We start from the raw sequence: 21,222 nt of genomic DNA on the forward strand, positions 1-21,222 counted from the left end.
AGAGCGCCATGCACAGCGCAGCAATGCTACCCGAACATGCCCACGGCGTCCTTGCTCGGCAACGCAGTTTTGCCCATCAGGAAAACATCGACCTGCCGGGCGGCCTCCCTACCCTCCGCAATGGCCCACACCACCAACGACTGCCCCCGGCGCATGTCGCCGGCCACGAATACGCCCGGCCGGGAGGTGAGGTAATCAGTGGTAGCAGCCTGCACATTGCCCCGTTCATCCAGTGCCACCCCTAGCTGCTGCAGCAACCCTTCGTAGCGGGGCGAGGTGAAGCCCAAGGCCAGCAGGGCCAGCTGGCAAGGAATTTCGCGCTCCGAGCCCTCTATTTCCTGGAAGCCCAGGCGGCGACCCAGCACGTCGGTTTCCCAGGTTACGTCCGTCACCAGCAGGGCGCGCAGGTGGCCGTGCTCGTCGCCGAGGAAAGCCTTAGTGTTCACGCCCCAGTAGCGGTGGCAGCCTTCCTCGTGGGAGGTGCTGGTCCGGAAGAGGGTAGCAGGGTAGTGGGGCCAGGGCTCAAAACCGGGCCTCTCGGGGCTGGGCTGGTGCATGAGGGCCAGCTGCGTGATGGTACGGGCCTGCTGGCGGTTGGCCGTGCCCACGCAGTCGGAGCCCGTGTCGCCGCTGCCAATGACGACTACCTCCCGGCCCGTGGCCAGCAGTTCCGGCGTTTCAATCGGCAGGCTGCTCACGCGGCGGTTGTGCTGGGTGAGGTAGTCCATGGCGAAGTGCACGCCGGCCAGTTCCCGGCCCGGAATGGGCAGGTCGCGTGGCACCAGAGCCCCGCCGGCCAGCACCACCGCGTCGAAGGTGCGGGTTAGCTCCTCGGCCGCAATGTCGCGGCCTACCTCGGTGTGGCAGCGAAACACTACCCCATCCTCCTGCAGCAACCGTAGGCGCCGGTCGAGCACCCATTTGTCGAGCTTAAAGTCGGGAATGCCGTAGCGGAGCAGGCCGCCGGGCTGGTCGTCGCGCTCAAACACCGTGACGGTGTGGCCGGCCCGCACCAGTTGGGCGGCGGCGGCCAGGCCGGCCGGTCCCGAGCCCACCACGGCCACCGTTTTGCCGGTTTTCAGCAGCGGGGCCGTGGGCTGCACGTAGCCTTTCTCGAAGGCAATTTCGATGATGTGCTTCTCGATTTCCTCAATGGCCACCGGTGCCGCGTGCAGGCCCAGCACGCACGCCGACTCGCACGGGGCCGGGCAGATGCGGCCGGTAAACTCCGGAAAGTTGTTGGTGGAGCTCAGAATCTGGTAGGCCTGGGCCCAGTCCTGGCGGTACACGGCGTCATTGAACTCCGGAATGATGTTACCCAGGGGGCAGCCTGCGTGGCAGAACGGAATGCCGCACTCCATGCACCGCCCCGACTGCCGGTGCAATTGCCCCTCATCGTAGCGGCCCACAAACTCCCGGTTGTGGCCGATGCGCTCCTGCGGGTGCGCCTTGGCGGGCGCCTCCCGCTCAAATTCCTTGAAACCGATGCTATTACCCATGGTACTGTATAGAGTAGGGGAAGGAGTGGTTAGAACGAAGGCTCCCCTCCTTGGATAAGGAGGGGTTGGGGGTGGTTGACAATCGTTGAATGTTGACTAGCTCTAGTTGTCGTTCTAGGGTTTCAACCACCCCCAACCCCTCCTCATCTGAGGAGGGGAGCTAGGTTTTAGTCCTAGGTCTCGAATACTACTGAGCCGTTTCGTAGCGGGCTTTTTGCAGGACCTTCTTGTATTCCGAAGGAAAAACCTTCACGAACTTGGCGGCTTCCTCGGGCCAGTTGCTGAGCAGGAAGGCGGCCAGCTGGCTACCGGTTAGCTCGGCGTGGCGGTGCAGTAGGTCTTGAATGTGGGCGTCGTCGTCGGCGTCGAGCGGGTCCAACTCTACCATTTCCTGGTTGCAGTTCTGCGGGAAGGAGCCATCCGGGTCATAAATCCAGGCGATGCCCCCGCTCATGCCGGCGGCAAAGTTGCGGCCGGTGCGGCCCAGAATCAGGGCGCGGCCGCCGGTCATGTACTCGCAGCCATGGTCGCCGACGCCTTCCACCACGGCGGTAGCGCCGGAGTTGCGCACCGCAAACCGCTCCCCGGCCTGCCCGCGCACGAACAGCTCGCCGGAGGTAGCGCCGTAGAGGGCCACGTTGCCGATAATGATGTTCTGCTCGGGCACGAAGCTAGCCGCCGGGTCGGGGCCGATGATGAGGCGGGCCCCACTGAGGCCCTTGCCCACGTAGTCGTTGGCCTCGCCCACGAGGCGCAGGGTGAGGCCCCGCACGTTGAAGGCCCCGAAGCTCTGGCCCGCGGCCCCGCGGAACGTAAAATCCAGGGTGCCATCGGGCAGGCCGGCGGCGTGGTAGCGCTTGGTTATTTCGTTGGAAAGCAGCGTGCCCAGGGTGCGGTCGGTGTTGCGCACCTGGAACTCGGCCCGCACGGACTGCTGGTGTTCCAGGGCTGGCTGGGCGTGCCGGAGCAGCTGCCAGTCGAGGATGTGGCTCAGGCCGTGGTCCTGGTCCTGGCTGTGGTGGAGGGTGCTGCCGGGCTCGGGCGAGGTCAGGTAGAGCAGGTCACGCAGGTCGAGGTGGCGGGCCTTCCAGTGCTGAATACCGGGGCGCGGCTTCAGGAACTGGGCCCGGCCCACCATCTCATTTACCGTCCGGAAGCCCAGCGCGGCCATGATTTCGCGCAGCTCCTCGGCCATGAAGCGGAACAGGTTCACGATGTGCTCAGGCTTACCGCTGAACAGGCGGCGCAGCTCGGGGTCCTGGGTGGCCACACCCACGGGGCAGGTGTTGAGGTGGCACTTACGCATCATCACGCAGCCGCCCGCCACCAGGGCCGCCGTGGCCACGCCCCACTCCTCGGCCCCGAGCAGGGTAGCCACAGCCAGGTCGCGGCCGGTTTTCAGCTGGCCGTCGGTTTGCAGCACCACCCGGCTGCGGAGCTGGTTACGCACGAGCGTTTGGTGCGCTTCGGCCAGGCCCAGCTCCCAGGGCAGCCCGGCGTGCCGGATGCTACTCAGGGGCGAAGCACCGGTACCGCCGTCGTAGCCGGCCACCAGAATCACGTCGGCGTGGGCTTTGGCTACCCCGGCGGCAATGGTTCCTACCCCTGCCTTGCTCACCAGCTTCACGTTGATGCGGGCCTGGCGGTTGGCGTTTTTCAAATCGAAGATGAGCTGGGCCAGGTCCTCGATGGAGTAGATGTCGTGGTGGGGTGGGGGCGAGATGAGGCCCACACCGGGGGTAGCGTGGCGCACCCGGGCAATCCACTCATCTACCTTGTGGCCGGGCAGCTGGCCGCCCTCCCCGGGCTTGGCCCCCTGGGCCATCTTGATTTGCAGTTCGTCGGCGTTGGTGAGGTAGTGGGCCGTGACGCCGAAGCGGGCCGAGGCCACCTGCTTGATGGCCGAGCGCATGGAGTCGCCGTTTTCCATCACCTCGTAGCGCAGCGGGTCCTCGCCGCCCTCGCCCGTGTTGCTCTTGCCCCCGATGCGGTTCATGGCAATGGCCAGGGTGCTGTGCGCCTCGTGCGAGATGGACCCGAACGACATGGCCCCGGTAGCAAAGCGCCGCATGATGCTTTCGGCCGGTTCCACCTCGGGCAGGGGCACGGCCGGGCGGTGGTAGGCAAAGTCCAGCAGGCCGCGCAGGGTAGCGGTGCCCGCCGCGGGGCCGTTCACCAGCCGGGCGTAGCGCTGGTAGGTGTCGTAGGAGCCGGTGCGGGTGGCGTGCTGGAGCAGGTGCACGGTTTCGGGGTTGAACTGGTGGGCCTCGCCCCGGCGCCGCCACTGGTACACTCCGCCCTCGGGCAGCAGGTGTTGCTCCTCCAGGGTGCTGCTCTTAAAGCCCTGGAAGTGCTTGAACAGGGTTTCGCGGGCAATTTCGTCCAGTCCCAGCCCGCCAATGCGCGTCACGGCCCCGGTGAAGTAGGCATCCACTACCTCCCGGTTCAGGCCCAATATCTCAAACACCTGGGCCCCGTGGTAGCTCTGCAGGGTGCTGATGCCCATCTTGGAGAAAATCTTCAGCAGCCCGTCGCACACGGCTTTGGTGTAGTTGGCTTCTAGTTTTCCTACCTCCTGCCCGGGGGCCAACCGCCCGCCCGCGTGCAGGGTCCGGATGGTGCTCAGGGCCAGGTAGGGGTTGATGGCCGTGGCCCCGAAGGCCAGCAGACAGGCAAAATGGTGCACTTCCCACACGTCGCCGGCCTCTACCACCAGCCCCACCGAGCCGCGGTAGCCTTTGCGAATCAGGTGGTGGTGCACCGCCGATACGGCCAGTAGGGTCGGGATGGAAGCGTGCTCCGAGTCGAGGTAGCGGTCCGAGAGAATCAGCACCTCGAAGCCATCATCCACAGCGTCTTCGGCGTAGCGGCAGAGGCGGTCGAGGCCGGCTTTGAGCGCGCCCGGCTTGCCATCGGCCCGGAAGTAGGTATTGATGGTTTTGGCGTTGAACAGGCCCGTGTCGATGCTGCGCAGCTTTTCCAGCTCGTGGTTGGTAAGGATGGGGTGGCGCAGGGCTACGCAGTGGCAGTGCATCTTGTCCTCGTCGAGGATGTTGCCGTTGTTGCCCAGGAAGGTGGCCAGGCTCATCACCAGCCGTTCCCGGATGGGGTCGATGGGCGGGTTGGTGACCTGAGCGAAAAACTGCTTGAAGTAGCTGCTCAGGTGCTGGGGCTGGTCGGAGAGGACGGCCAGCGGGGTGTCCACGCCCATGGACCCGATGGGCTCCTTGCCTTCCAGGGCCATGGGCGTCAGGATGGTGTCGATGTCCTCGCGGGTATAGCCGAACACCTGGTGGTACTTGAACACCGACTCGGCCGAGAGGTCGGTGAACACCAGCCGGGGCTCGGGCAGCTCCTCCAGCCGAATCTGGTACTCGCGCAGCCACTGCCCGTAGGGCTGGCGGGTAGCGGCCTGGGTTTTCAGCTCCTCGTCGGTAATAATCTGGCCGGCCTGAGTGTCAATGAGCAGCATTTTGCCCGGCTGCAGGCGGCCCTTGCGCACTACGCTGGCCTCGGGCAGGCCCGCGCCCAGCACCCCGGCCTCGGAAGCTACCAGCACCCGCCCGTCGGTGGTGAGGGCGTAGCGCAGGGGGCGCAGGCCGTTGCGGTCCAGCATGGCCCCAATCATGCGGCCATCGGTGAAGAGCAGGGCCGCCGGGCCGTCCCAGGGGGCCATAAAGGTGGCGTGGAACTCGTAGAAGGCTTTTTTGAGCGGGTCCATCTGCTCGTTGCCGTCCCAGGCCTCGGGCACCAGCATCATCATCACGTGGGGCAGCGAGCGGCCGCAGTGCAGGAGCAGCTCCACGATGTTGTCGAGGCAGGCCGAGTCCGACTGAGTCGGGTCGATGACGGGCAGCAGAATCTCCATTTCCTCCGCTGTAAAGTAGGGCGAGAGGTAGGAGGGTAGGCCGGCGTAAAACCAGTTGAGGTTGCCGCGCAGGGTGTTGATTTCGCCGTTGTGGGCCAGTAGCCGGAAGGGCTGGGCCAGCCGCCAGCTCGGGAAGGTGTTGGTGGAAAAGCGCGAATGCACCAGCCCCAGCCCCGAGGTGACCCGTTCATCCGACAAATCGGGGTAGTAGCTGCGCATCTGGTAGGTAGTCAGCTGCCCTTTATAGATGATAACCCGACAGGAAAGCGACGCGAAGTACACCTCCGCCGCGGGTAGCTGGGCGCCTACTTCGCGCATCACCAGGCGGCGCAGCACGTAGAGCTTGCGCTCAAAATTCTCGGGGGTAGTCACGCCCGCCGGGCGGCCCACGAACAGCTGCTCCACGGCCGGCTCGGCGGCCAGGGCAGTGGGCCCAATGCCCGCCGGATTCACGGGCACGGGGCGGTAGCCCAGCACCGGCAGGCCCAGGCGGGCGGCAGCGGCGTTGATAATCGTGCGGCAGGTTTCGCGCAGTTGGGCATCTTTGGGCAGAAACGTCATGCCCACCCCATACTCGTCGGGCTCGGGCAGGCGGATGCCCAGCGCGGTGCATTCTTCCAGCAGAAACCAGTGCGGCAACTGCAGCAGCAGCCCGGCCCCGTCGCCGGAATCGGCGTCGCAGCCGCAGGCGCCGCGGTGTTCCATGTTTTCCAGAATCGTCAGCGCATCCGCCACAATCTGGTGCGATTTACGGCCATCGACGTAGGCCAGCAGGCCCGTGCCGCAGGCGTCGTGTTCAAACTCGGGCTGGTAGAGGCCCTGGGGCGCGTGGTGCTCCATCGGAGAGAAGGGTGTCGTGGTTCGAGCGTGGAAAGGTGACCCCCGGCAGCAGGTCCGAAATAGCAACCTAGGCACTGGCCGCAACCCCCGCTACCCGCCCGCGCCTCGTTTTCCGGTTTCTACCTTCGCGCCGCCTACCCCTCCGGCCGGCTCAAAACCCCCTCAAGGCCCGGGTTAGCGTATACCAGCGGCGCAGCCCGCCGGCCAACCGCCTACCCCCGCTACGATTTCAAACCGTTCGTTCTGCCATCTTTACCCCATGAAAAACCTGCTCCGCCCCGACCTGAACTTTCGCCTCACCGGCCGCCTCTGGGTAGAAACCCCCGACGACCGATTCATGGGCATCGGGCGGCTGGAGCTGCTTACGCTTATTCAGGAGCACGGCTCCATCTCAAAGGCGGCGCAGGAAATGGGCATGTCGTACAAGCGGGCCTGGGACTTGGTGTCGTCTCTGAACGCCCAGAGTGCTACCCCCTTGGTGCAAACCCAAACCGGCGGCAAGCGCGGCGGTGGAGCCGAGGTGACCCCCGAAGGCCAGCAGCTGATTCAGGAATTTCGGGAGTTACAGGAACGGTTCCAGGAATTTCTGCGGGTAGAAGCTGCCCGGCTGCTATAAAATCAGGGATCATACTTTTATATATTAGTACTAATGTAAGCACTTACGTAAATTATTTATGTTTGCAGTATGGACTTCTTTGATGAATTAGGCTCCGCCGGGCTGGGAAGCCGGCTGCGCCGACTGAGTGAAGTAGTGACGAGCCAGGCCGCCGAAGTGTACGAGCTATACCATGTAGCCTTTGAGCCTCGCTGGTTTCCCGTGTTTTATGTGGTAGCCACGGAGCCGGGCCGGCACGTCGGCGACATTGCCGAGCGAATCGGGCAAACCCACGCCGCCGTTAGCCAGGTAGTAAAGGACCTGGTAAAGCACGAGCTAGTGCAGGTACAGCGCGGCGAAACCGACCAGCGGCGCAGCGTCATTTCGCTCACCGAAAAGGGTGCCGCCCTCTGGCCCGCCCTCCAGCAGCAAACCGCCGACGTACGCCAAGCCACCGAGACGCTACTCGCCGAAACCCGCCACAACCTCTGGCTGGCCATCGGGGAAATGGAATACGCGTTGTCGCGCCAAAGCCTGGGGAGCCGGGTGAAAGCCATCCGGGATGCGCGGGTGGGCAGCGCAGTGCGCATTCGGGAGTATGAGCCGCAGTTTCAGCCGGACTTCAAGCGCCTCAACATCGAGTGGATTGAGCGGTATTTCCGGGTAGAGGAGCCGGATTTGAAAGCCCTGGACCACCCCGAGGAATACATTCTGCAGCCGGGCGGGCGCATTCTGCTAGCCGAGTACCAGGGGCAGATAGTAGGCGCGTGCGCCCTGCTGCGTATGGACGCCGATACAGTGGAGTTAGCCAAAATGGCCGTGTCGCCGGCGGCGCAGGGCCTGGGCATCGGATTCCGGCTGGGCGAGGCGGCCATTGCTCAGGCCCGGGCGCTGGGCTCGAAACGACTGTATCTGGAGAGCAACACCAAGCTGGCGCCGGCCATTCAGCTCTACCATAAGCTGGGCTTCCGCAAGACGGTGGCTGGTCAGCCCTCGCCCTACGAGCGCTGCAACATCCAGATGGAGCTAGTGCTGCAGGAAGTGAAAGGGTAAGGGCCGTAGCCAAAGCGTCAGGTGCACCGCCGAATGGCTTGCGGCTGGCCGGAGCAAACCATTCGGTGGGTTCTGCGTTATGTTTGTCGGAATATAACGACGCCTGAATCCGCCTGCATGCCTACTACTACCCCCTACAAGCCCGCAAAGCCCAACGTACGCGCCCTATGCCGACCGGCACTGATAGGCGGAATCATGGTAGTGGCGAGTGGGCCAGTGCTGGCCCAACGCAGTCTGCAACCCACGGCCCTGGCCGATACGACGCGGCTGGGGGAGGTAGTAGTGGCCGCCTCAAAGGTGGAGGAGAGCATGCTGCAGTCACCGGTGACGGTGGAAAAGCTGACGGCGCGGCAGCTGCGGCTCACGCCGGCTCCGTCCTTTTTCGATGCTATTGAGCATGTAAAGGGCGTGCAGGTGATTACACCCAGCCTGGGCTTCAAGGTGATAAACGCCAGGGGCTTCACCAATACCACCAACGTGCGCTTCGTGCAGCTGGTAGACGGCATCGATAACCAAGCCCCCCACATTGGCGGGCCCATCGGCAACGTGCTGGGCCCGAGCGACCTGGACATTCAGGCGGTGGAAATCGTGCCGGGCACGGCCGCGGCGTTGTACGGGCTGAACGCCATCAACGGGCTGGCCAACTTTAGTACCCGCAACCCCTTCCGCAGCGAAGGATTGAGCGTGCAGCAGAAGGTAGGGGTGAACCATGTAAACGACCCGAACACCGGCGCGCACCTGTTTTCCGAAACCAGTGTGCGCTACGCCAAAGCCGTGAGCCCCAAACTGGCGTTCAAGGTGAACGGCACCTACCTGCGCGGCTACGACTGGATGGCCACCGACCCCACCGACATCAACCCGAACGGCAACGCCACTACCGGCTTGTTCGGCACCGATAACCCCGCCCGCGACCCGGTAAGCAGCTACGGCAACGAGTCCTCCAACCGCTCGAACCTGACGCTGGGCGGCAAAACCTACCAGGTAGCCCGCACCGGCTACCGGGAGCAGGACGTGGTGGATTACCGCCTGCAAACCTTCCGCTACGATGCCGCCCTGCACTACAAGCTGACGCCCACGGCCGAGCTAGCCTACACCTACCGGGGCGCTAACTTCGACAACGTGTACCAGCGCAGCAACCGGTTTCAACTCAGTGATTACCACCTACAGCAGCACGCCCTGCAGCTGACTACCCCCGTAGTGCAGGCCCGCACCTACTTCACCCAGGAAAACACTGGCCGCAGCTACAACCTGCGCTCTATGGCCGAAAACCTGGACCGCAGCTTCAAGCCCGATGCGCGTTGGAACCAAGATTACACCGCCGCCTGGAACAGGGCCACGCAAGACGGCCAAACCGTAGCCCAGGCCCACGCCGCGGCCCGCGCGGCCGCCGATGCCGGCCGCCTGCAGCCCGGCACCCCCGAATTTAAGCAGCGCCTGCGGGAGCTAGCCGGCATCAACAACTGGGACCAGGGCGCGGCCCTGCGCGTGCAGGCCGAACTGCTCCACGCCGAAGGCCAGGTGAACGTGGGGGAGGCTTTGCGCCGGGGTGGCAACGCCCTGCCCGCCTGGACCGACCTACTGGTAGGTCTCGACCACCGCACTTACTTCATTCAGCCTGATGGCAACTATTTCATCAACCCCGAACAAGGCGAGGACCCGTACGGCACCCTGACTTATGGCAAAACCGGCGGCTTTGTGCAGGCCGGTGCCCGGCTGCTGCAGGAAAAAATCCGTTTGACGGCTACCCTGCGCGCCGACAAGAATGACTACTTCAGCACCCGCTTCAACCCGCGCCTGACGGCAGTGTACTCGCCCACCCAGCGCCACAACTTCCGGGTAAGCTACCAGAGTGGCTACCGTTTCCCGAGCTTGTTTGAGGGGTTTTCCAACGTGAACAGCGGACAGGTGAAGCGTATTGGAGGGCTGCGGGTTATGTCGGACGGGGTCTTCGAGAACAGCTACCTGCGCAGCTCCATTGATGCCTTTAACGCGGCTATAACGCGCGACGTGAATACCGGCGGCCTCTCGCGCAGTCAGGCTATTGCCAAAAATCAGGGCACCCTAGTGAAGAACCCCTATACCTACCTGCGGCCCGAGCACATCAAGTCCGTGGAGTTGGGCTACAAAGCGGCCCTGCTGCCCGGCGGCCGCCTGCTGGCTGACGTGGACTTCTACTACAATACCTACCGCGACTTTATTGCCCAGGTAGAAGCCTACGTGCCCATCAACGCCGCCGGCCAGCCGCTGTCTGCCGACGCCGACCTGAATACCGTGGCCACTGCCCTGAGCGCCCGTGCCGGCCAGGCCCGCTACCGCCTCTGGACTAACTCCCAAAGCCAGGTGTACAACTACGGCGGCTCCCTGGGGTTGCGCTACGACGTAGCGGGCGGCTACCTGGCCGGCGCCAGCGTCACCTACGCCCGCCTCGACCGCACCGAGTCGGGCGACGGATTAGAGGACGGCTTCAACACCCCGCGCTGGGCGTATAACCTGAGTCTGGGCAACGAGCATGTGGTGAAGAACTTCGGCTTCGGCCTCAACTTCCGCTGGCAGGCGGGCTACTACTCCCAAACTTTCCTGGTGACCGGCCACGTGCCCGCCTATAGCACCCTCGATGCCCAGGTCAGCTACCGCCTGCCTACCCCCAACCTGCGCCTGAAGCTGGGCGCCAGCAACCTGCTGAATCAGTACTATGTGAGTTACCTCGGCGGCCCCAGCGTGGGCGGACTATACTACCTGCAGGTGACGTACGGACTGTAAGCACTGACCTGCTCCGCTTGCCGGGTTACCGCGAAGCATAGGGGGTAGGGGGCGCCCTAGTAGCAGCCGGTTTCAGCCTAAGGCATTTATTAAATATGCAACAATGATGCATATTTAATAAATATCCTACCTTTGCCGGATATGATGCAGAAACAAGGGTAAGTGCATACAGGACGCAGACTAATAGCGTGGTGGCTGTTGAGCCTGCTACTTCGGGTGTTGGCACCCGAGGCCGCTATCCTGCGCCTGCACTTCCACCAGCACACCGAGGATGCGCCCCTGACCAGCAGTACGGTCACGTTGGGCAAGCACAAGGCTATGCTGTCGGCTAAGCACCAGCACTGTTCTACGGAGCAGCTGTACAATGCGCCTTTTCAGCCGGCTGTGCGTATCAAACTGCCGGAACCCGTGCGCCTGTTAGCCTACGCGGTCTACCGGCCGCAGGCCCCCGTATGCCGGGCCTCACACCTGCTGGATGGGGCTTCGCTACGCGGGCCGCCGGCTCGCGCCTAGTCTTGATTTAGGCTGCTACCCCCTCCGGGGTAGGGTAACCTGCCGTGCCTATCCGGCTGCGCTGCTAATTCCGCGCCCGTAGTGGCCTGCGTCCTTTTTCCGGCAGCCTGAATTCAGGCTAGTGGGCTCCTGCTGTATTTCAGCGGGTCGTCCGGCGCGGTGGGCGTGTAACGGCCTCCCCCTTCTTCCTCTGTTTTTCTGGTTTATTATCAGGAGCTGATGCCTCAGCTCACGGGCCCGGTGTGGCCCTGTCCTATGCCCCGCATTCTACTGGTTCTACTGCTCGTTCTTCCCCAATTGGCCCTGGGCCAACTCTCCGGCCACATCAGCGGCCACCTCATCAGCCCTACCGGCCAGACCCTAGAGGGCGTTATGGTGGTAGAGAAAAGCGGGCGGTTTTCTGCCCTTTCTGACGCCGAAGGGCATTTCTCCCTTGATCAGCTGCCCCTGGCTGAGTATACGCTCATCACCCGCAGCCTGAGTCACCAGCAGGAGCAGCGCACGGTTATCCTGAGCGCCGAAACGCCCGCCTTGGTAGTCGATTTTACCCTGCGCGCCAGCACCAATGCCCTGCAGGAAGTGGAAGTGCTGGGCCGCAAGGAAACCACCTACAAGAGTAACTACAGCTTTGTGGGCACCAAAACGGCCACTGCGCTAAAAGACGTGCCACAGTCCATTTCTACGGTCACCAAGGAGCTGATGGAGGACCGCCAGGCCCTGCGCTTGCCCGACGTGGTGAAAAACATTGCCGGCGTCACGCAGTACTCCCACTACGACGACCTGACCATCCGGGGCTTCCGCAACGGCTACGAAAGCGGCTTCCGTCTCCTCAACGGGTTGCGCTCGGGTTTCAGCTACGGCAACTCCTTTACCCAAGCTCCCCTGACCGTGAACCTGGAGCGGGTGGAGGTGCTGAAAGGTCCCGGCGCGGCTCTGTACGGCGACATCAACCCCGGCGGCACGGTGAACATGGTCACTAAAAAGCCGCTTGATGTGGCCCGCAAGGCAGTGAGCTTCTCCAACGGCAGCTTCAATACCTCCCGCGCCACGGCCGATTTCACGGGGCCGATGAACGAGCGGAAAAACCTGCTCTACCGCTTCAACGCGGGCTTCGAGAAGTCCAATACCTTCCGCGACGTGAACGACACCCGCTCCGTGATGGTGGCGCCCACGGTCACCTTTCTGCCCACCGACAACACCACCCTCAACGCCGAGCTGGTGTACACCCACATCGACGGCTACCTCGACCGGGGGCTTGCCATTCGGGGGGGCGACTTGTACGCCCTGCCGCGCTCCTTTACCCTGAGCCAGCCGAGCGACTATTTCCGCACCAGCACCTACTATCTCAACGCCTCGCTTAACCACAAATTCACCGACTGGCTGTCGCTGAACGCCTCCTACCTCGACTTCACCTACAACGAAGACCTGAGCGAACACCGCACCCTGAATTCCTATGCCGACGCGCCGGCCAACACGGTGATGAACCTGCGCTATTTCGACCGCCGCGCCGAGGAGTACACCAAAAACCTGGCGGCCTACTTCGCCCTGAACCGCTTTACCGGCTCGGTGGCCCACAAAGTGGTGCTGGGCGTCGACTACATCCGCTTCAACACGGATAAGCAAAGTACCATGTTTGAAGCGCGGCAGAAGCTGGTGGATGGGGTGAAATCTCCCCTGACCTTCGACCTGAAGAACCCGGTGTATGAAATCCAGGACCCCACTAAGTACATCCGCCGGCCGCTGCCCCTGTTCTTCATCGACTACATCAACTCGGTGTACCACACCACGGGCATTTATGTGCAGGACCAGCTTACCGTAACGCCGCGCCTGAGCCTGCTGCTGGGGGCCCGCTACGAGCTATTTGCCGATGAGCGCGACTACCCCGACGGGTCGCAGACCATTCCGCAGCGCCGGCTGCTGCCCCGCGCTGGCCTTACCTACGCCCTGCGTGACAACCTGAACTACTTCGCCAGCTACAGCGCGGGCTTCCGGCCCCTGAAGCCGGAGCTGCTGCGCTTTCCGGAGCGCTACGGCCGCGCTACTCCCTTCGATACCGAAACCAGCTACCAGGTAGAAACCGGCCTGAAGGGGGAGTTTTTCGATAAAGCTCTGTTTGGCACCCTGGCCGTGTATCAGATAGATAAGCGCAACCAACTTGTGCCAACCAATGCGCTGATGCCTGACGGAACGACCATCTACCGCCAGAATGATTTGGTCCGTTCGCGTGGGGCCGAAGTGGAGCTGACCGGCAACCTGCTTCCGAATCTGAATCTGAACGCCACTTACGCCTTCAACCACTCCGAGGTACTGGATGCTGCGCTGGCGGTGGAGGAGGGCCAGCCCCTGGCCAACTCGCCCAAGCATTCGGCGGGTTTGTGGACCAAGTATACCTTCACTCTACCTGCCCTGCGCGGCCTGGGAGTGGCCTTCGGTGGCAACTACGTAGCTGCCCGCCGTACCGAAAACCAGGTGACCAATACCACGACGGGGGAGGAGTACTGGGGGCACTGGCCTTCCTACACCGTGCTCGATGCGGCCCTGTTCTATACCGTGGACAAGTTCAACTTCCACCTGAACGTGAACAACCTGCTCGACCGGTACTACTTCGTGGGCGGGTATGACTACTTCCGCACCAGCCCCGGCGCCCCGCGCAACTTCATGGCTACCGTGGGCTACACCTTCTAAGGGGCGCCTCACCCCCCGGCCCCCTCTCCGAAAAAGGAGAGGGGGTGCCAGCCGTCAGCAACCTCCGCAACGCGCGGAACTGGTCGGCGCGAGTAAGGTCGCTTAACTCACCTCACCCTGCATTCATCAATCTTTTCACTTAAACGCCTGCGCCGCCGTGGCTCCCCCTCTCCCCCGGAGAGGGGGCCGGGGGGTGAGGCCCCTACTATGAACTACATTCTGGAAGCGCGCGACTTGCGCAAGGAGTACCCTAATAAACTGGCCCTACAAGGGCTGAACCTGCAAATTGAGCCGGGAGAGGTGTTTTGCCTGCTCGGCCAGAACGGCGCGGGCAAATCCACGACCATCAACCTGTTCCTGGGCTTCATTGCGCCAACGTCGGGGGCGGCCTTCGTGAACGGGTTGGAGGTAGCCCTCAATCCGCTCAAGATCAAGGAGCACCTGGCCTACATTCCCGAAAACGTGATGCTCTACCCCCACCTGACAGGCCTGGAAAACCTGGCCTTGTTCAGCAGTCTGGCGGGTTTTAAATACAAAGAGGCAGAGCTGCTCGACTACCTGCACCACGCCGGCTTGCCGGCCGAGGCGGTGCGGCGGCGGGTGGGCACCTACTCCAAGGGCATGCGCCAGAAAGTAGGCATTGCCATTGCCGTGGCCAAGCACGCCAAAGTGCTGCTGCTGGATGAGCCTACCTCCGGCCTCGACCCCAAAGCCTCCAATGAGTTTTCGCAGCTGCTTACCCAGCTAAGCGCCGAGGGCACGGCCGTGCTCATGGCTACCCACGACATCTTCCGGGCCAAGGAGGTAGGAACCCGCGTGGGCATTATGCGGGAGGGCGAGCTAGTGGATGTGCGCCCCACGGCGGCCCTGAACGCCCAGGAGCTGGAGCAGCTTTACCTCACCTACATGCACAACTAGCCCACCCCCGATGATGCATAGTATTGCGCAAAAAGAATTCGTCAGCACCCTGCGCGACAAGCGTTTCCTGGTGCTGAGCGTGCTGGTGCTGGCCTTGCTGCTGGCCGCTACCCTGGTGGGGCGGGCCAGCTACCAGACCCTGCAGCAGGAGCGCCAGTTGGCCCAGGAAACCGTCAATGACCAGTTTCGCCACCAGCCGGCGCGGCACCCGCACCGCGTGGCCCACTACGGCTCCTTTGCCTTTCGGCCCCGCTCCGGCCTCAGCCTGCTCGACTCGGGCGTGGACTCATTCACGGGCACCTCGGTGTTTCTGGAGGCCCACCAGCAGAACAGCGTCAACTTCAGCCAGGCCCAGCAATCAGGCTCCCTGATTCGGTTTGGGGAAATGACGGTGGCCTTCGTGCTGCAAATGCTGGTACCGTTGCTCATCATCTTCCTGTGCTTCGGGGCCTTCACCCAGGAGCGCGAAACGGGTACGCTGAAGCTGCTGCTCAGTCAGGGCGTATCCTTGCGGCAAGTGGCCTGGGGCAAGATTGTAGGGTACAGCCGCGCTGTGGCCCTGGTGGTTGCCCCGGCTCTGGCCCTGGCCGCCGCGCTGCTGTTCGGGACCGAGGAGTTTGCTTCCGGCGCTGACCTAGTAGGGCGGCTGGGGCTGTTTGTGCTGAGCTACGCCGTATACTTCTTCCTGTTCATTGTGGGGGCCGTGGTGGTATCGGCGGTGCAGGCCAGCTCCCGGGCGGCGCTGGTGACGCTGCTGGGCCTCTGGATTCTGGGCTGCATCATTCTGCCCAAAGCCACCGCCAACCTGGGCGCCACGCTCTACCCCGCCGTGACTAAGGCCCAGATGGACGCCGACGTGCACGAAGAAGCCCAGCACGGCATCAACGGCCACGACCCGCAGGACCAACGCTCGGCCGCCCTGAAGGCCGGGCTGCTCAAAAAGTACGGCGTCGATTCGGAGGAGAAGCTGCCGGTGAGCGTGGGTGGCATTGTAATGAGTGAGAGCGAAGCCTACTCGGCCAAGGTGTACCAGCAGCACTTCGCCGACCTGAATGCCACCTACGAGCGGCAGAACCGCCTTTCTGATTGGGTAGGGCTGCTAAACCCCTACCAAGCCATCCGGCCCCTGTCCATGGGTCTGGCCGGCTCCGATTTCGCCCACTACGTGCACTTTCAGCAGGCCGCGGAGGCCTACCGCTATAGCCTGGTGCAGCGCCTGAATGCCCTGCAAGCTAGCATGGGCTACGGCGACAAGGAGCGCAAGCTCGATGCCCACACCTGGCAGCAGCTACCCCTCTTTGCTTACCAGGCGCCACCCCTGGGCTGGGCCCTGCCCCGCCTGCTGCTGCCCGTTGTGGCCCTATTGCTTTGGGCCGTGGGCCTGAGCTGGCTGGGGCTGCGGCTGATTTCCAACTCCCGACTTGCCTGATCTGATGAGAATATTCTGGCTTCTGTTTTCCTACGAGTGGCGACACTTCCGCGCCGCCAAAGGGCTGGTGCTACTGTGCGCCTTACTGCTACTCACGGGCCTCTACGGCATTTACTACGGCACCACCGAAATTGAGCGCCAACGCCAGCACCTTACCACCCTGCCCGAGCTCACGCGCCGCAACGTGGAGGAGCTCAAGGTGAAGTTTCCTGGCCCCGCCGATGCCGGCGACATTGGCTACTACCACACCACCTACGCCGTGCACCACCCCGATGCCTGGGCGGCCCTCTCCCTGGGCCAGCGCGACGTAAATCCCTACTACGTGAAGCTGCGCCTGCTGGGCCTGCAAAACCAGCTCTACGCCACCGACAACACCAACCCCATGAAGGTGCTCAGCGGCAACTTCGACCTGGCGTTTGTGTTGGTGTACTTGTTTCCGCTGCTCATCATTGCCCTGAGCTTTAACCTGCTGTCCAGTGAGCGGGAAGAAGGCATCCTGACGTTGCTGCTGGCCCAGCCCGTAAGTTCTGGCGTGGTAGTGGGCGCCAAGCTGGCTTTCCGTCTGGCCGTGGTGCTAGGGCTGGCCTGGCTGCTCTCCGTCGTGGGCATGCTGTGGGCCCAGGTGCCGCTGGATGGCCGTATGGTTACCTGGCTGGGCCTGAGCACGCTGTACTGCCTATTTTGGTTCGGGGTAGCGCTGATTATCACGGCCTTGCAGCGCACGTCGGCTTTTAATGCGGTAACCCTGCTGGGCGTGTGGCTGCTGCTAGTGGTGCTGGTGCCCAGCCTGCTGAACCTGGGCGTGGCCGCCGCCCGCCCCGTACCGCAGGGCATTGAGCTGACCATCAAGCAGCGCGAGGAAATTCATGCCGGCTGGGACCGGCCGAAAACCCAGACCATGAACCGGTTCTTTGCCCTGTATCCGCAGTGGCGCGACACGGCCACCATCCGGGAGCGGTTTGTGTGGCGCTGGTACTACGCCTTCCAGCACCTCGGCGACTTGGCCGTGGCCAAGCAAGCCGCCGCCTACGCTAACGGCCTCCAGCAGCGCTACGACCTAGTAGAGAAATTGAATCTACTCTCCCCGGCCATCAACGCCCAGAGCAGCCTCAACGCCCTGGCCGGCACCGACTTGCCAACCCACCTGAAGTTTCAGCGCAGCGCCACTGCCTACCACGATGCGCTCCGGGCCTTTTACTACCCCTTCCTGTTCCGCAAAGTCGAGTTCACCCACGCCGATTATGCCCAGGAGCCTACCCACACCTTCACCAGCCAACCCGAGTTGGACACCGCGCTGCGCGGCCTCGGCAAGTTGCTGTTGAGCGTGGGGGGCGTATTTGCGGCCGGACTGCTGCTGCTCCGGGCGCGGCCCATCAATCCGCGCTAGGATTTAGCCAGCAGGGGCAGAAAGACGCAACCGCAGCCGCTAGTGACCTTCCTCCACGAATTGACGCAGGCGCCGACGGGTGATGGTCTGGTTGTTCCAGTAGAATGAATCGGCCATTTCCCGTCGGTTCAGCGTGGCATCCGACTGTTGGCTGAGCCAGCTTACGAAAGCTGCCCGGTCGGGGAAGGGTCGGGCGTAGGGTGGGCGCTCATCCAGGGTGTTCAGGCCCTGCAACTGCCCATCCCAGACTTCGGCGTAGATAAATGTGCCTTCTACGCAGGCCAGCCCGAGGCCACCATAGTCGCGGTGGTAGGGCACCAGCGTCCGGCCCGCGGCCAAGGCATCGGCTACCTGCTCGGCTAATGGCAACCCGTAGGCGCGTGGGGGCATGGCGGCTATAGTGGGGCTAGTACTCTAGCACGTCGTCAATCTTATAGCCCTGGTCCGTTTGGAGCACCTTGATGTCGCCCTGGTTATCCATTTTGTAGGTCACGTCCCGGATGGTAACGTTAAAGAGGTACCCGTTATCCTTGGTGCGCTCTTTGAACGTGCAGCGCGTGACTTTCAGGTTGCCGTAATCCTGAGCGGTGAACAGGAAGCCACCCGTGCCCACGTACTTGGTATTGTACTGGCCCGCCCACTTCTTTTCGAAGTCCGCTATTGCCTTATCCTGATCCTCCGCAAATTCCAGGTTGATGGATTCGAGCTTGTAGGCTTTGTAGCGCCGGGTGTAAATGCCAGCGGTAGTATCCGTATCGGCCTTGGCATCGGCGCCGGGGCTGTCCGTGTGGTAGTAGTCTTCCACGCTGGTCATGAGCCATTGCCGGGCACCGGCTACATCATCAGCGGCGGCCTCGGATGCTGTAGGTTGAGTGGGCGTCTGGGGTGCGCCTGCTGCGGGCGTGGAGGCAGCGGCTGGTGTTTCAGTGGGTTGGGTCTGGCAAGCCGTGAGCAGGCCCGCTAAGGCGGAAAGCGGCAACAGGAATTTAAGCATACAGGCATCTGGCGAATAGAGGGGGGTGAATAAAGAAAATCCTCTTCTTACAGGCGAGAAATTAAATCGGTTAGAGCCTCTTTTACGGTGGGTAGATGAGTGCAAACTCTTGGGTCCATCAGATTGCCCCCGAAACCTGCTCTATCTTCGGACGCTTTGCTAATTAGCTTTTGCAGGTTTGTCTTTAATGCTTTAGGCTGATGGGCACCCAGAGTCCAAATGGCAACTACTTTGGGGAAATCCGGCGTCTTGGCGTCTGACAGCAGAGTGAGCAACTGCTGATTTGCTTCCTGGGTGTTAACGGCCGTCAGCGCCCGAGCAGCGGATATTTGGGAGTGGAAGTTTTGGCTGTCGCGCAGGAAGGGTAGGGTAGCGGCGTAATAATCAGTCAGCCCCAGGTGATAAATAGTTTCCAGGGCGGCGTGCTGCTTAAAAAAGATAGGTAGTTCTTCCTCGTTCAGCGCGGCAGGCTTTTGGGCCAGCTGTTGCCCGATAAAAGTGCGAACTGCCTCGGCTGCGTATGGTTGCTGATGGTAGTGCTGAAAAATAGCCGTCATGGTTAGCTCATAGGCTGGTCGCTCCAGCAAGGCTTGATGGTAGCTATGGCGGTAGGTAGCGGAAACGCGCTGGCCTTTCACGAGGGCAAAGCCCGTGGTAGGGGTAGCCAGGCTGTAGGTACCAGTCTGATTTTTCTTAAGGAAAAAGTAAGCCGTATCCTGGGGGGTGAAGTGAAACTCTGGTCCGTGCCCGCCCGAAGTGCTGCACAAATCAAGTGCGTAGAAATCGGTGAGCTTAACGGTGCCCGTGAGCGGGCTGCCCGTCGTGCCCAGGGTAGCAAGTACAGTAAGAGTGGCGCTGTTCTTATCAGCCGCCGCGACAGTGGCCAGCACGAAATAATCTGCTTGCTTTACCACTTGGTCGTGCCAGGGTTCATTCCAGGTAGTAGCGTAGGTTAGGTGAGAACCGCCGAGCAGCAGGAGCCAAATCAGAACGAAGCGAAGAAAATGCTGCGGATTGCGCATACCAGCAATAGAATAGAAAAGAAGGTAGTATAGATTTGACGCAATACTATCAGATTCCTGTTGTTTTACTGCTACCTCATCCGCTTATTGTGCTTGACGCCCTGCGTACCTACCTGTCTGATAAATTCCCGCTCTCCGAAACACAGTTCGCGGAGTTGGCCGGGTTGCTTCTGCCGCGTCACCTGGCCCGGCACGAGGTGTTGGTGCGCCAGGGGGAGGTAGGGCGCTATGGGGCTTTTGTGGTACGCGGCTGCCTGCGCAGCTTCGTAACCGACGAGCGCCAGAAGGAGCACATTCTGCAGTTTGCGCCCGAAAACTGGTGGATTTCCGACCAGCACAGCCTCACGCGGCAGCAGCCAGCCCTGTTTTCCATTGATGCCCTGGAAGACTCCGAGGTGCTGGTGTTCGGGGCTGGGTTTTACGCGCGGCTGCCGTCTTTCGGGCCCGAGTTTCAACTGTTCTTTTACCAGTTGCTGCAAAACAGCCTGGTAGCGTTGCAGCGCCGCCTGATTGGGGTGCTGAGCGCTCCGGCGGAAGTGCGGTACCAGGAGTTTCTGCAGCTCTACCCCACGCTGGCCCGGCGCCTGCCCCAGCGCCACATTGCCGCCTACCTCGGCATCACACCCGAGTCCCTGAGCCGCATTCGGGGCGAGCTGGCCCGGAACGGGTAAGCCTGGTACTTTGCCAGTGGTTTAGGTGAGCCGCTGCCGGAGCGACGAGCAGTAGCGGGTCGCCGTTGTGTACGGTGATATATAACGCGAGGAATAGCAGGGACTCAGATTGAATTAGGGGGAATAGGGCGAATATTTAGAATTTGTATGCATAACCAATTAACTGCCTGAGGATTAGTCTTTCACCGTCGGGATTTTGGGCATATAGGATTTTTAAGAGAGAAAATACGCGCAAAAAAATAACGTGGGGCCGAGGTCCGGCGTAAAGCAAACCCACTATTCGGTCCGTAGCTCCTCTGGGCGCAGCAGGCCGGGTAGCTGCTTTCCGCTCGCACCTTCACCTAACTATCCTTTCGCTCATGATACAACAGTCCTCAACCTCCGCGGCCGCAGCGGGTGGGGTGGCCGCGCCGCCTCCCACGGGCACAGTGCGCCTCACCATCAACGGCCAGCAGCACACGCTGCAGATTGCGCCCTGGACTACCCTGCTCGACGCCCTGCGCGAATACGTGCACCTCACGGGCACCAAAAAAGGCTGCGACCATGGCCAGTGCGGGGCCTGCACGGTGCTGGTAAACGGCAAGCGCATCAACAGCTGCCTCTCGCTGGCCGTGATGCACGAAGACCACGACATTACCACCATTGAAGGGCTGGGCAGCCAGGAGAACCTGCACCCCCTGCAGCAGGCCTTCATCGACCACGACGCTTTCCAGTGCGGCTACTGCACGCCGGGTCAGATCTGCTCGGCCCAGGGCCTCCTCAACGAAGGCCGGGCCCACACCGAGGAGGAGATTAAGGAGCACATGAGCGGCAACCTGTGCCGCTGCGGCGCCTACGCCGGCATTCTGAATGCCGTGAAGGAAGTAGTGGATAGTCAATTAAGAATGAAGAATTAAGAATTAAAAATGGCTTGTCTGACGATGCGTAGCTGCCAGTGGCCCAAGCCTCAATTCTTAATTTCTAATTGTTAATTTTTAATTGACCTCAA

15 protein-coding genes are annotated in these 21,222 nt (G+C 62.2%); 10 read left to right on the top strand and 5 right to left on the bottom strand.

Going from position 1 to position 21,222, the window contains the following annotated elements; genetic code table 11:
* Positions 1 to 26 precede the first annotated feature (26 nt).
* The gene (locus GGU46_RS10755; RefSeq protein WP_183403554.1) at positions 27 to 1,499 is read right to left on the bottom strand and encodes a glutamate synthase subunit beta; all 1,473 of its coding nucleotides are present in this window, start codon (positions 1,497 to 1,499) and stop codon (positions 27 to 29) included.
* A 187-nt stretch (positions 1,500 to 1,686) separates the two neighbouring features.
* On the bottom strand, positions 1,687 to 6,207 hold the full coding sequence (gltB, locus tag GGU46_RS10760; protein WP_183403555.1) for a glutamate synthase large subunit: 4,521 nt from the start codon (positions 6,205 to 6,207) through the stop codon (positions 1,687 to 1,689).
* Between the two features lie 259 nt (positions 6,208 to 6,466).
* Here gltB and GGU46_RS10765 point away from each other — a divergent pair, with 259 nt between their 5' ends.
* The 8 genes from GGU46_RS10765 to GGU46_RS10800 all read left to right on the top strand — a co-directional run bounded on the left by GGU46_RS10765 (position 6,467) and on the right by GGU46_RS10800 (position 17,547).
* Complete coding sequence (locus GGU46_RS10765) at positions 6,467 to 6,823, top strand: winged helix-turn-helix domain-containing protein (protein ID WP_246399000.1); 357 nt, start codon at positions 6,467 to 6,469, stop codon at positions 6,821 to 6,823.
* A 69-nt stretch (positions 6,824 to 6,892) separates the two neighbouring features.
* The gene (locus GGU46_RS10770; RefSeq protein WP_183403556.1) at positions 6,893 to 7,855 is read left to right on the top strand and encodes a bifunctional helix-turn-helix transcriptional regulator/GNAT family N-acetyltransferase; all 963 of its coding nucleotides are present in this window, start codon (positions 6,893 to 6,895) and stop codon (positions 7,853 to 7,855) included.
* A gap of 117 nt (positions 7,856 to 7,972) precedes the next feature.
* Entirely contained in the window at positions 7,973 to 10,615 is a 2,643-nt protein-coding gene (locus GGU46_RS10775; protein ID WP_215906329.1) for a TonB-dependent receptor, read from the top strand.
* 198 nt (positions 10,616 to 10,813) lie between these two features.
* Positions 10,814 to 11,128 carry a hypothetical protein gene (locus tag GGU46_RS10780; RefSeq protein WP_183403557.1) on the top strand — a complete coding sequence of 105 codons (315 nt, stop codon included), beginning with the start codon at positions 10,814 to 10,816 and terminating at the stop codon, positions 11,126 to 11,128.
* Positions 11,129 to 11,383: 255 nt separating this feature from the next.
* Complete coding sequence (locus tag GGU46_RS10785; protein ID WP_183403558.1) at positions 11,384 to 13,813, top strand: TonB-dependent receptor; 2,430 nt, start codon at positions 11,384 to 11,386, stop codon at positions 13,811 to 13,813.
* A gap of 207 nt (positions 13,814 to 14,020) precedes the next feature.
* Complete coding sequence (locus tag GGU46_RS10790) at positions 14,021 to 14,731, top strand: ABC transporter ATP-binding protein (protein ID WP_215906330.1); 711 nt, start codon at positions 14,021 to 14,023, stop codon at positions 14,729 to 14,731.
* Positions 14,732 to 14,741: 10 nt separating this feature from the next.
* Positions 14,742 to 16,160, top strand: coding sequence for an ABC transporter permease (locus tag GGU46_RS10795; protein ID WP_183403559.1), 1,419 nt, complete (start codon positions 14,742 to 14,744; stop codon positions 16,158 to 16,160).
* A gap of 4 nt (positions 16,161 to 16,164) precedes the next feature.
* The gene (locus GGU46_RS10800) at positions 16,165 to 17,547 is read left to right on the top strand and encodes an ABC transporter permease (RefSeq protein ID WP_183403560.1); all 1,383 of its coding nucleotides are present in this window, start codon (positions 16,165 to 16,167) and stop codon (positions 17,545 to 17,547) included.
* A gap of 39 nt (positions 17,548 to 17,586) precedes the next feature.
* Here the strand turns inward: GGU46_RS10800 and GGU46_RS10805 are convergent, their stop codons facing one another.
* From GGU46_RS10805 to GGU46_RS10815, 3 genes are read right to left on the bottom strand one after another with little or no spacing between them, the layout of a single operon-like run.
* Positions 17,587 to 17,937, bottom strand: a complete 351-nt coding sequence (locus GGU46_RS10805; RefSeq protein WP_183403561.1) for a hypothetical protein — start codon at positions 17,935 to 17,937, stop codon at positions 17,587 to 17,589.
* A 16-nt stretch (positions 17,938 to 17,953) separates the two neighbouring features.
* On the bottom strand, positions 17,954 to 18,541 hold the full coding sequence (locus GGU46_RS10810) for a hypothetical protein (protein WP_183403562.1): 588 nt from the start codon (positions 18,539 to 18,541) through the stop codon (positions 17,954 to 17,956).
* 47 nt (positions 18,542 to 18,588) lie between these two features.
* Positions 18,589 to 19,563 carry a hypothetical protein gene (locus GGU46_RS10815; protein ID WP_183403563.1) on the bottom strand — a complete coding sequence of 325 codons (975 nt, stop codon included), beginning with the start codon at positions 19,561 to 19,563 and terminating at the stop codon, positions 18,589 to 18,591.
* Between the two features lie 89 nt (positions 19,564 to 19,652).
* Here GGU46_RS10815 and GGU46_RS10820 point away from each other — a divergent pair, with 89 nt between their 5' ends.
* Together GGU46_RS10820 and GGU46_RS10825 are read left to right on the top strand one after the other, a co-directional pair.
* Positions 19,653 to 20,234, top strand: a complete 582-nt coding sequence (locus tag GGU46_RS10820) for a Crp/Fnr family transcriptional regulator (protein WP_317171904.1) — start codon at positions 19,653 to 19,655, stop codon at positions 20,232 to 20,234.
* Between the two features lie 359 nt (positions 20,235 to 20,593).
* Positions 20,594 to 21,130 carry a (2Fe-2S)-binding protein gene (locus GGU46_RS10825; RefSeq protein ID WP_183403564.1) on the top strand — a complete coding sequence of 179 codons (537 nt, stop codon included), beginning with the start codon at positions 20,594 to 20,596 and terminating at the stop codon, positions 21,128 to 21,130.
* The last annotated feature ends 92 nt before the right edge of the window (positions 21,131 to 21,222 follow it).

Source organism: Hymenobacter latericoloratus, from assembly GCF_014199535.1.
Classification (GTDB): Bacteria; Bacteroidota; Bacteroidia; order Cytophagales; family Hymenobacteraceae; genus Hymenobacter; species Hymenobacter latericoloratus.